At 38.6% G+C, this 12,040-nt stretch carries 9 protein-coding genes, 1 tRNA gene and 1 pseudogene; 9 read left to right on the top strand and 2 right to left on the bottom strand.

Annotated elements, in window-relative coordinates:
• Window positions 1-187: 187 nt before the first annotated feature.
• Window positions 188-358 (top strand): hypothetical protein, encoded by a 171-nt coding sequence (locus HXT27_RS01165; RefSeq protein ID WP_422113173.1) that lies wholly within the window; start codon window positions 188-190, stop codon window positions 356-358.
• Window positions 359-451: 93 nt separating this feature from the next.
• Here the strand turns inward: HXT27_RS01165 and HXT27_RS01160 are convergent, their stop codons facing one another.
• Window positions 452-628, bottom strand: a complete 177-nt coding sequence (locus HXT27_RS01160) for an FmdB family zinc ribbon protein (protein ID WP_082266286.1) — start codon at window positions 626-628, stop codon at window positions 452-454.
• A gap of 500 nt (window positions 629-1,128) precedes the next feature.
• On the opposite strand from HXT27_RS01160, the gene HXT27_RS01155 reads away from it, so the two are divergent.
• From HXT27_RS01155 to fdxA, 6 genes are all read left to right on the top strand, one after another.
• Window positions 1,129-2,565, top strand: coding sequence for a hypothetical protein (locus HXT27_RS01155; RefSeq protein WP_422113172.1), 1,437 nt, complete (start codon window positions 1,129-1,131; stop codon window positions 2,563-2,565).
• Between the two features lie 158 nt (window positions 2,566-2,723).
• Complete coding sequence (gene groES, locus HXT27_RS01150; protein WP_075523734.1) at window positions 2,724-3,017, top strand: co-chaperone GroES; 294 nt, start codon at window positions 2,724-2,726, stop codon at window positions 3,015-3,017.
• A 259-nt stretch (window positions 3,018-3,276) separates the two neighbouring features.
• Window positions 3,277-4,659, top strand: coding sequence for an FAD-binding protein (locus HXT27_RS01145; protein ID WP_422113171.1), 1,383 nt, complete (start codon window positions 3,277-3,279; stop codon window positions 4,657-4,659).
• A 406-nt stretch (window positions 4,660-5,065) separates the two neighbouring features.
• Window positions 5,066-5,956, top strand: a complete 891-nt coding sequence (locus tag HXT27_RS01140) for a hypothetical protein (protein ID WP_103043464.1) — start codon at window positions 5,066-5,068, stop codon at window positions 5,954-5,956.
• Between the two features lie 603 nt (window positions 5,957-6,559).
• The gene (locus HXT27_RS01135; protein WP_103043465.1) at window positions 6,560-8,227 is read left to right on the top strand and encodes an APC family permease; all 1,668 of its coding nucleotides are present in this window, start codon (window positions 6,560-6,562) and stop codon (window positions 8,225-8,227) included.
• A gap of 192 nt (window positions 8,228-8,419) precedes the next feature.
• Window positions 8,420-8,737, top strand: a complete 318-nt coding sequence (gene fdxA / locus HXT27_RS01130) for a ferredoxin (protein ID WP_103043466.1) — start codon at window positions 8,420-8,422, stop codon at window positions 8,735-8,737.
• A 623-nt stretch (window positions 8,738-9,360) separates the two neighbouring features.
• On the opposite strand, the pseudogene dinB reads toward fdxA, so the two are convergent.
• Window positions 9,361-10,434 (bottom strand): annotated as a pseudogene (gene dinB, locus HXT27_RS01125) (DNA polymerase IV); the annotation flags it as partial.
• Between the two features lie 256 nt (window positions 10,435-10,690).
• Here dinB and HXT27_RS01120 point away from each other — a divergent pair.
• Together HXT27_RS01120 and HXT27_RS01115 are read left to right on the top strand one after the other, a co-directional pair.
• Complete coding sequence (locus HXT27_RS01120; protein WP_103043468.1) at window positions 10,691-11,623, top strand: EamA family transporter; 933 nt, start codon at window positions 10,691-10,693, stop codon at window positions 11,621-11,623.
• Between the two features lie 97 nt (window positions 11,624-11,720).
• Window positions 11,721-11,807 (top strand) — tRNA-Ser (locus HXT27_RS01115).
• Window positions 11,808-12,040: the final 233 nt, after the last annotated feature.

Here is a 12,040-nt window from a genome sequence, read left to right as displayed (position 1 = left end):
ACGCTCATGCGCTTCTTTTGGCGAAATCATTCTAGATATGAAATCAGTAAGTAAGTGGATCATAATTTGTATCATGAACTATTACAATCACTAATTCAAGAAAAATAATCTTATGTGGTTAGAAGTGAGCGCATGTGGTTAGAAGTGCGCGTGCGAGGAGAATTGCGAGCAATGCTTCTAGAAACGCATGTGGTTAGAAGTGCGCGCAATACTTCTAGAAACGCATGTGGTAGAAGTGAGCGCATGTGCTGTAAAAAACGCATGTGGTGCAAAAACGCATGTGATTAAAAAGCGCGCGTGTGCTGATAGAACGTATGCTTGTGGCGCAAAAGCACGCAACACATATCCGCCTGTTTGAATACGCGCATGTTATAAAAGCACTTGCATGTTATAAAAGCATGCGCAGTTGTAAAAGTCTTATTAGCAATATGCGCTTAACTTGTGCGCTTTATTACTTATCGGTTCTATAAAATCCACTACCTTTAAAATTGATTGGTGGAGCGGAAAATACTTTGCGCACTTCTGCTTCGCCGCATTTTGGGCAAATCGTAATAGGATCGTCTGAGAACGATTGTTGTTCTGTAAAATCGTATCCGCATTGCTTGCAACGATAATGATAAGTAGGCAAATGAACCCTCCGAAGTTTATTTTTTGATTCAATCAAAAAGCTTCGTGTTAAATAACATTTCGCTTTACATGCAGAATCAATATGCAGTTATAAAAGCTGTACTTCCTCAACATATCCTAGTACAGACCTAGACAGTGATTGTAAATAAACATATAATCTTTTGTTGTTTTTTGTTCTTGTTGTGTTTGTGAGGTGTGGGAATTGCTTACCTCACAGGAGCTTCAACTTTTTACGCATGTTTAAATGTTGTTGCTTGTAGTAGTAAAAGTTAGATTTTAGCTTACTTTAGTTTTACAAATAGTTTGGATTAGGTGTAACTTCTTCAAGCACCGTTTCGCTTTTTATTGTTCGTTAAGTATTTTCCACGCCTCACTAGTAGATGATGAATGAGAAATTACATTGTCAGCGATTACATAAATATTTAATTTGTTAATAAAATCGCGACACGCCAAATCTGAAGATTTTTCGGCACATCCCAATGACTCTTTATATTTGTACTTATGGGTTATGAATCGATTAGTACTTTACTTTTAGTTATTATCGTCATAGCTCTATTGTTTGGATGGCTTCCAAAGCTGACGCTTAAGAGCATGAAAACTATGCTTGAGCATCGTGAAGATAGGTATTCGTCATCTTTGCATCTAGTAGATGAGTGGACTAATTCACATATGTGTGATGATGCCAATAAATTTGCGGAAGGGGCTAGTATGCAACCTGCTAAGCAGAATATAAAGATGATTACACAAGAGCATATTCGTAAAGTAAGGCAATTGCGTAGGGATTCAATACGACGACGTAGAATTCTCGTGTCTTTGTTGTTTGTGCTCACGTTAGTAGTTCTTTTTACTGGTTTTAGTGGTTTATATTCGCCTTTATTTGCGCTTATTCCTTTCGCGCTATTTTCTACAGTGATATATTTCGGCATTAAAGCTTCAAAAGCTGCTAGAGAATGGGAATCTAGAGTTAAGCGTGGAGAGATTTCTGTCTATAAAAAATCTCGTGGTATTGGCGAATCTGCTGCGTCTTCTGCTTCTGCTTCTGTTTCTGCTTCTGCCTCTGATTCGTATGAGGAATTTGCGCATGATAATGAAAATGAACTTGCGCATTCTGATTGTGTAGATAGTAATTATGAGCTTGAACGTGAAAATAGCGTAAATAGCAGAGAAAATACTAGCGAAAATATACAAAACAACGTTGAAAATAGTAACGATAATATCAGTGAAAATAGCAGTGAAAATTCTTGCAATGTGGATGATTCGGTTGCTACTTCTGTTATGGAAAAGCGCGAAATCCGTATTGCTTTACATCGTTCTATGCAAGAAAAAAAGCGTGCTCTTGAGAGTCGCGGAATAGTTGCAGAAAATTATGTTGATCTTGAAAATGGAGTTTCTACTCCTGCTGTTTCTGGTGTTTCTGCTGATTCTGCTTCTGCTGAGGATGTTCAAGATTCGGTAGATTCTTCTGTTTCTAAAAATAATGAGCAGTCTTCATCTGATTCAAATAATTCTCGCGATTTAATTCACTCGGATCTTACTGATGAAATCAATACTGTAAGAGCTTCACGCGGATTAGATGTGTTTGATTTAGCTACAGCATCGCTTTGCGTAGATTCTTCTAGTGAGCCATTAAAATCGCATGATTTAATTTCGTTCTCTCTTGGCTCAAGCTCTAAAAAAGATGATTCCAATAACACGAATAATTCAGAATCATATGCTCCAGAAAGTTTGGAAATTAAGTCAACTAAGCAAGTCGCTAAAGCTGTTCCAGTGGAATCAAAAGTTGCAAATCTTTTAAATACTTCTGAGCCTAATCGCGATTCTATTGCTTCTAAAAACAATTCGTGTGATGAAGTTGTTGTAGAAGCTCCTGAACGAACTGAGGATTCGCTTGGAAGCGCTGATTTGCTTGAAGTCTTGGCTCGTAGAAATCAGAATTGAAGTTAAATTTTGAAAATTTTAGCACTCAAGTTGGCAGAGTGCTAAATTTGCGCTATCATAGCAGATAGTGCGTAAATGGATTATAGACGTGATCGTCAGCCTCGTCTTATGCGGTTTGCGCTAAATGTAGTATCTCTCTTAAGAAAGAGGTGACAACAGTGTCGATTAAACTCACGCCGTTGGAAGATAAGATTATTGTAAAGCAGGCTCAGGCGGAAACTCAGACTGCTTCTGGCTTGTATATTCCAGATAATGCTAAAGAAAAGCCTCAGCAGGGTGAAGTTCTTGCGGTTGGCCCAGGTCGCCGTGACGATAAAGGTGAGCGAATTCCTGTTGATGTAAAAGTGGGAGATAAGGTTCTTTACTCCAAGTATGGCGGAACTGAAGTTCATTATGAGGGTGAAGATTACTTAATCGTTTCTTCTCGTGACGTTCTCGCTATTCTTGGCTGAGATTTGCTGTTTATAGCAAATTAAATAACGCTGGAAGTTTTGGACTGAGTGTTCAGGCTTTCAGCGTTTTGTTTTTTCGAGTATGCTTTTGTGATTTTTATCTAGTAGTTTTTTAGGTTTATTTTCTAGTTTGTTTTGTGTGTATCTAGTAGTTTGTTTTGTTCGTATTTAGTAGTTTGTTTTTGGAAATAACCTTGTTTTGTGCGAAAAATTAGAGTTGCGAAAATTTTCGAGTATGCTACCGAGTAACATAACATATATGACTATGCAACCAAATTTTGCTGATTTAACAACCATTGGTGTTGGTGGAGAAATATTGCATTTTATACAGCCAACGAGCAGAGTAGCAGTTATTGAAGCTGTTGAAGATGCAGATGAAAAAGGTTTGCCGTTATGCGTTATAGGCGGCGGTTCTAATATGTTAGTCAGCGATAATCCTTTTAATGGTGTGGTTGTGCGTGACGCTCGTAGAACAATAAGCGTGCAAGATGAGGCATCTCCAGCAGAAGATGGTGTTGATGAATCCGGTTCGCATATTGTTCACGTAAATGCAGAAGCTGGTTGCAATTGGGATGACTTTGTATCTCACGTTATCTCTCTCGGTTTAGAAGGCGTTGAAGGATTATCTGGCATACCTGGAACAGTTGGAGCTTCTGTTGTGCAAAATATTGGCGCTTATGGTCAGGAAGTTTCGCAAAGTGTTAAATCTGTAGAAGTTTGGGATCGTAAAAATAAGATAACTAGTGAATTATCTTGTGAAGATATGCATTTTGGGTATCGCACTTCTCTTCTAAAACAAAGCATGTATGAGGATCATGTAAATAGCGCTAAAAAATCTGAGTTTTTCCCTACTCCTAGATACGTTGTGCTATCTGTGACTTTTTGCTTAAAGCATAGTGAAACTGGCGTTGTATCTCATAGTCAGTTGGCTCATGCTCTTAATGTGAGTCTTGGTGAGAGAATGAGTACTTCTGTGATTCGTAGGGAAGTTTTGCGAGTTCGAGCTTCTAAAGGAATGCTTGAAGATGCAACGCGGTATGAGAATGTTTGGATGCGTGGTTCTAAAAGCGTAGATGGAGTTCGTGAAGCTTTACGGTTACAGTCTGAGGATTATGTGACTGGAGTTTGGCATGATGGGGATGATTTGTATAGCGACAGGCATAGTTGCGGTAGTTTCTTTATGAATCCGATTTTAAGTGTTGATGATGCTTCGCGATTGCCGAAGGATGCTCCAAGATTTGATGCTACTTTGCCAGATGGTTCTTTGGGTGTGAAAACATCTGCAGCTTGGCTTATAGATCATGCTGGATTCCATAAAGGATTTAAGCTTAGTGATGTTGAGGGTGCTCTTGGTGAGGGTGCTCTTGGTGAGGGCGCTGGTGGCTTAGGTGCTGGCGAGAGTGAGTGTGAGGGTGCTGGTGCTAATGGTGAGTGTGCTGGTGATGGCAAGAGTGCCGGTGAGAGAAAATCTTGTAATGCTGGATTATCTTCACTTCATACTCTTGCGTTGACTAATAGGCATAATGCTACTTGTGAAGATGTTGCATCTCTCGCTCGCGCAATTATTGATGGCGTGTATCGTTCGTTTAACGTGCGATTAGTTCCAGAGCCTGTTGTAATCGGCGTAAAAATAGATATGTGAGCTGTTCTGCACATTCGGCGTGTTGAGTATTTGTGTGTGAAAATCCTTGATTTTGCAAGGTTTTAACGTGCTTTAATGCGTTTCCTTAAAGTTTCCTGAGAAAATTCTTGAAAATTCTTGAAAATTCCTGAAAACATATTTTTTAATATAAAAACATTGGTGTTTTTGTATTTTTTACGATGTTTTGCTTGTTTTAGTTTTATTTTTTAGTTTATTTTATTGAAATTGTGGATAAGTGTTAGTTGGTTGGCTCTTGACTTTTTCAAACGGGGGGGGGGTATCTTAAAAGCAAACGTTAGCTAACCCTAGTTTATGGCTGACGATACTGCGATTGACGTGATGTTGATCGTGGCGCAAATTTTTCTTCGCATACCCTAGTGCGGAGGAGAAGAAGAAAGGAAATATTATGTTAAATAAGAAGGCTATTGCCGCTTTTGCTGCTGGCGCTACTTTGCTCGCCGGCTTCGCTATGTCTGCCCCAGCTTTTGCTGCAGAATGCACACCAGCTACTGCTGCTGAGCTTCTTGCAGCTCAGACAACTATTGATTCTGATCTTGAGGCTGTGAATACCGCTAAGAAGACACTTCGTAAAGCAGAGCAAGATCTTTCTAAAGAAAAGATTGAGCTTAAAAAGAGGGATCGTGCTCTTGCTGAAGCTAAGAGCAAGAATAAGAAGGCTAAGGATGCTTTTGATAAAGCAGATGGTGCTTTGAAGGCTGCTCAGGAAGCTTATGCGCAGAAGAAGGAAAAGGATGATAAAAACACCGAGACGCATAAAGCATTACTTGCAGAGTATTTAACTGATACTGATGCTGCTGTTGTAAAAGAGCGTACTCCGCTTGTGAACGCTAAGAAAGCTGCTCAAAAAGTATACTTTGGTGAAAATGGTTCTGAAGATGCTCCTGAAGCGAATACTACACTCCAGAAATTAAATGCCGCTCAGGCTGACTATAATACGCAGAATGACACCGTCAAATCTAAAGCTGCCGAAGTTGAAGATGCTAAGACTGCTTTGAACGATCGTAATGCTGAATTGCAAGATGATCGCGATAATTTGGCTGAACTTGAGTGCAAGAAGCCTAAGACTCCTAAGACTCCTAAGACTCCTAAGACTCCAGCAAAGCCAGGCAAGCCAGGTAAGCCAGGCAAGCCGAACAAGGGTGGCGTTCACATTAACACCAAGGGTCATAAGGGCAAGAAGCAGCTCAGCAAGACTGGTGTTGGTGTAGCTTTCGCTGCTTTGGCTGCAGCTATGCTCGCTGGTATGGGCGCTGCTGTTCGCAAGATCCGTCACTAAATATTAGATAGTTTTAACATTCAACGTGTTTTGTAATATTTTCGTTGCGAAACGGCTTTAATTATTCATGTTTTAAATGTTTGTTGGTTTGCCATTTACCTTTTCTTACTGGTGAACGTTTAGAACGTGTTGATTTTAGTGTTGAATGTTTATATTAGTGTTGTCTTCCGCTAGGGACGGGTGATGATACTGATTATTTTGAAAGGTCTACTTCGGTAGGCCTTTCTTGTTATAAGAGCATGTAAAAGAATCGCGAATAATAGTGTTAAAAGTTTAGGTTTGTTTATTTATCTTTGAGGTTTCGGTTTTTACTTCAGTGCTTGTTTCAGTGTTTTACTTCCTTAGGTTTTCTTCGTGGTTACAAGCATTGATCGCGGTCTTAATCTATTGTCTGAATCGTTGTTGTTTTGGATAGAATCTTTAGGCTTTGGTTCTTTAAATAATTTGCTTTGAAATGCTGATTTTGCTAATTATATCTTTATTATTCGTGTAATTTAGTAAAAATTTTATGTAATCATGTTATGTATATGGTTTATGTGTAAAATTTACATAAGTTTTTTCATATTCCAATAGTGTTTTGTTAATTTTTGTAAAGGTAAAATTATGCAAATTTGGAGAAAGAAGTCAGTTGAGCAGACGCTTGCTGAAACAATGGAGGGTGGAAGACGCCTTCGTCGTACTTTAAACGCATGGGATTTAGCAGTTATGGGTGTTGCTGTGGCTGTTGGAGCAGGCATTTTCTCTGTAGGCGCGCAAGCTGCAGCATTCCACGCAGGTCCTTCAGTTATTATCAGTTTTATTATTGCTGCAGCTGTATGTGGAACTGCTGTAATGTGTTATGCGGAATTTGCTTCAATGATTCCTGTAGCTGGTTCTGCTTACACATTCACTTACACTACCGTTGGTGAGCTGATTGCTTGGATTATTGGTTGGGATATGATTTTAGAGATGCTTATGGCATCATCTGTTATTGCAAAATATTGGGGTGTTTATCTAAACGAATTCATGAATCTTTTTGGGATTCCTTTTGGCACAACAGTGAACTTTGGTTCTATTAAATTTGATTTTGCGCCAACTGTTATAGTAATTTTCTTTACGGTCATGCTTGTTATTGGTACTAAACTTTCAGCTCGTTTTGATGGTGCTCTTACAATATTGAAAATCGGTATTGTGTTGTTTGTGGTTGTTGTAGGTTTCTTTTATATTAAAGCGTCTAATTTTACTCCTTTCATTCCTCCTGCAACTGATTTGTCTAAAGTAAAGGGAATACATGAGCAGGGTGAGTTTATGCAACCTCTGTGGCAGTGGGTTACTGGAATGAAGCCACAAACTTATGGTATTGTTGGTATTCTTTCCGGAGCTGCGTTAGTCTTCTTTGCGTTTATTGGTTTTGACATTGTTGCTACTACTGCTGAAGAAACTAAAGAACCTCATAAGAACATACCTCTTGGAATATGCCTTGGTCTTCTTTTGGTTACAGTTCTTTATATTTTGGTTGCTATAGTTACAACTGGTATGGTCCCTTATAGTGAGCTTGCTTCAATTGATTCTCCTTCGTTATCTTCGAGTTTTAAATTTGTTGGAGCTGTTTGGGCTGCAAAAATCATATCTTTTGGAATTGTAATAGGTTTAACTACTGTTGTTATGGTGCTATTGCTTGGTCTTACGCGTATTATATTTGCAGTAAGTCGCGATGGTTTGCTCCCTAGAGGACTTTCTAAAGTTGGTAAGAATGGAACTCCTGCAACCATACAAATTATTTCTGGTGTAGTAGTTGCATTAGTTTCTTCTGTATTAGATATTTCAATACTTTCAGACATGGTTAATATTGGTACACTGTCTGCATTCTTGCTAGTTTCTATAGGAGTGCCAATTATGCGTATGCGCAGACCGGATTTGCATCGTACTTTCAAAGTTCCGGGCAATCCTTGGCTTCCAATTATTGCTGCTATTTCTACTTTGTGGCTTATGTTGAACCTTTCTGTGCTAACTTGGGTGAGATTTATTGTTTGGCTTGTTATAGGTTTTGTTGTTTACTTCGCATACTCATATAAGCATTCCATCTTAGGTAAGCAAATTAGACTAGCTAAAAAGATGGGTGTTCCTGTTGAAAGCCTTATTGCAAAGAATGCTATTTCTGCACAAAATGAGTTACAAAGTGAGCAGACTTCGCAAAGTGAGCAGACTTTGCATACTTCGCAAACTTCGCAGACTTCGCAAAGTGAGCAGACTTTGCAGCCTGAGCCAACTTCGCAGATTGAAGAAGACTAAGCAGTGTCAGCAAAGCGATTTGCATACTGAGCTGACTTTTTACGGAGAGTCTTTGTAGTCCTTCATTTGTTTTCTGGGGTATAATAGCAAGGTTGGCATTTTAACTTTATTAAGATGCCAACCGCTTATATTAGTTGTTTTACGTGCTAGTTGTTTTGCTTGCTGTTGTCAGTTTGCAATTAAGGAGTACTCATGGCTTATGTTATAGCAGAACCTTGTGTTGATGTTAAAGATAAGGCTTGTGTTGATGAGTGCCCTGTTGATTGCATCTATGAGGGAGATCGAACACTTTACATAAACCCTAATGAGTGTGTTGATTGCGGTGCGTGCGAGCCTGTTTGCCCTGTAGAAGCAATTTTTTACGAAGATGACGTTCCTGAAGAATGGCAATGGTATCGTGATGCTGCTGTTGATTATTTCAATAAGCTTGGTGATTTAGGCGGAGCTACTGATGCTGGTGCTTCAGGTTGGGATGAACAACGTGTGTCTGAACTCCCTCCTAGAAAGTAAGAGCATTCGTATTTTCATATTCCTAAGTTTGCTATATTTTCTCCATACTTTTCTTTAACTTCGTCAAGTACTTGTTCTGCACGTCTTATTCGCGTTAATTTATTTGAGTTGCTTATTTTACGTGCGCAACTTGTACCAGTTTTGCCGTATGTTTTGGTGGCATTATTTGTATTGTAATTGCTTTTCGTATCAGAATTGCATCTTGTATCTGTAGCATTATTTGTGCTTGCTGTATTGCTTGTATTTGTGGCGTTTGTTGAGCTGTGTAATGTTATTGATACCTTTCTAGTGGATTTATTTTTATTCAAATTGGAACTGTGGGCATAGTTATCCCTTGTTTGAGCGTTGTTATTAAAAGTCGGCTCGCGGTTTTCTTTTTCATATATGTCGTCTATTGACGGCTGAATGGGGGTGTGCTTGCCCTTCCTCAAATTGCTAACACTTACTCCCGCGAGCCGAATTGGACTTAATAATCGCGTTTTTGATTTATTTCTTTTGCTTTTCAGCTCATCTTCACTTTTATAGTCATTTAGTTGTTCTCCTTCTTTTTCTTTTGACGTAATTTCTTTATATTGAGTTTCTCTACTATTCTTTTCGCGTGACGAGTAAGAAGGTACATGTTGAGAAACGTCAGTAGCGTCAAATGCTGTGTTTTTTATTTGTGGGTTTATTGCATTAAGTAGCTCTGTTACTTGCTTATATAACTCATATGCAACATCTGTTGCGTTTCGCATAGTTCGCGAACGAGTCACGTAATGCAAATTACCGAATCGTAGCTTAAGTGTTACTGTATATGCCACTAATTCGTGTTTTCTAAGTGATCTTGCTACTTCATTGCAACAGTATCTAAGAAGTTTACTTACTTCTTCAATGTCAGTAGTGTCATAATCAAAAGTTCTTTCTGTACCAATTGATTTTTCTGTAGCATTATTGACTATCTGTCGTTCGTCAATTCCGTGTGCTGATTGATATAGCATGTGCGCTGAACTATAAGAACCAGTTATACGCTGAAGAGTTTCTTCGCTAACCGTGCGCAGAGAATAGATGTCGTTAATACCCCATGCTTTTAATGAACGAGATATTGATGAACCAATTCCTGGTATGGCTCTCAAAGGCATAATTGATACAAAATTTGCATTTTGATTTTCAGGAATCAATAGCATTCCGTCAGGTTTTGCGTTCGTTGAAGCCATTTTTGCAATAAGCTTATTTGACGCAATACCTATTGAACAAGTTAAATGAAATCTGCTCTCAGTTTCATTTCGTATCCACCTTCCTATTTCTATAGGCGTACTCCAGCGAAGCATTGCTGAATGTACGTCCATATAACATTCATCGATTGAAACTTTCTCTATCTGATCAGTAATCTTGCAGAAAATTTCGTCAAAAATTCTGCTTGAAATAAACTGATAATATTCCATGTCAACTGGAAGAAAAATGCCGTCTGGACATAGCCTACGTGCTTTAGCTGTTGGCATTGCTGAATTAACGCCGTACGCTCGTGCTTCATAGCTTGCCGCTGAAACTACAGAACGTGGACCATCCCCAACTATTACAGGTTTTCCTTTCAGTTCTGGGTGCCGCGCAATCTCAATAGATGCATAAAAAGCATCCATATCAATATGAAGTATGTTGCAGTTAGAGGTGTCGTGCCCCCAATCACGCTTTGCTGCAGATACTCTTGGTGCGGTACTCATAATGCAATGATAGAACAAGTGTTCGATTATTGCATCTTTTTATTTTATCAGCGTGTTGAAGTCATTTCGTTGGGAATTTAACGATTTTCAATTTTTTAATATTATAAAAAGAATTTTTTGTTACGAAGTTCTTACAATTTGTTCGAAAGTTTCAATCTATATTCATTGCTATATTCATTGCTATATGAATGTAATAAAATCATTTAACAAAGTTTTGTGTAATAAATAAGTATTAACTTCGTGTACTGTTATCAGTATGAAACAATTCTTGGTGAACCTTCTTAACCGCATGCCAGTTATATTGATTATAATTTTTGAAGCAACAATGGTTTATGTTGCAACATCGGTTGCAAAAGTGGCTTTTAGTCAATTGGATCCGTTGTATGCAGTGTGGTATCGCGTTGGTTTTATGACGCTGTTTCTTCTTGCTTGGAGACGTCCTTTTTCTCGCAAAAAGCGGCAATTTCTGCCAAAAACTTTAAAACAGTGGGGAATTGTTGTTGCGTTAGGTGTCTCACTAGTTTTAATGAACACTATGTTTTATGTTGCAATAAGCTGTATGGCTGTTGGAGTTGCTGTCACCATTGAATTCGTTGGTCCGCTGCTTGTTGCTGTTATAACAGGAAGAACTTGGCGTGAAAGAATTGGAATTGTTATTGCTGCTTGTGGCATAACTTTGCTCGCTGTAACGTCTATGAAAGATGGTTCTAGCCCTCATTTTCTTACTGGTTTGATTGCAATTCTCATAGGTGGCTCAATGTGGGGATTATATATTGTTTCAGGTCGAGCTATGGCTAAGGGCAAGAATGCAATTGATAGAGTTAGTGTTGCTACTTTAATAGGTTGGTTATTGCAATCAACAGTTTTGGCTATTCCTGCAGTTTGTCATGTTATATGGCCTAAACCGGGCGCAACTTGGGCAATTGGATCGTTTGGCGCATTGAAACTTATAGCATTGATGATTGTAATCGCTACTTGCGCATCGTTTTTCCCTACTTTATTGGATCAAGTTTTATTAAAGCGCGTAACATCAGCAAAATATTCAGTTATGCAAGCATTGTATCCTGCAATTGCAGCTATTGTTGGTATTGGTTTTGGCGAAATACCAACGTGGATTGACGTAATTGGTATGGGATTGGTTATGTTTGCAGTATTCATAACTTTTTCTGGAGATCACCAACCTGCATGATGGTAAAAATTATGTTGGTGTGTCGTTGTTGACTTTTTACAGTCCGCAAGGGGTGATATAGTAGCAACTCGTTGCGTTATCGAATGGTAAAGCAACTGGAGTCATGCCTGAGTGGCCGATAGGGGCACCCTGCTAAGGTGTTAGTTGCGCAAGCGGCTCGAGAGTTCGAATCTCTCTGACTCCGCGTTTAGGGTTTCTAGCCAATCGCTAGAAGCCCTTTTTTCGTGCTGAAAACCCTTGCAATGTCCGGTTATAGGTTAAAAGACCTATAGTCCAATTTTTTACAAATTTTATTTAATTATTTTGGGAAATAACCCTTATTTTCTAATTATTTTCTAATTTCATGCAAATGTGTATAACTTATGTGAATGATTTTATAGTTTTCATATGTTTTGAACTTCTGACCACATTGATGAT

It is taken from the genome of Gardnerella bivia, from assembly GCF_049262715.1.
Classification (GTDB): domain Bacteria; phylum Actinomycetota; class Actinomycetes; order Actinomycetales; family Bifidobacteriaceae; genus Bifidobacterium; species Bifidobacterium vaginale_A.
Note: the sequence above shows the minus strand (reverse complement) of the source record. Positions and strands in the feature narration are given on the sequence as shown.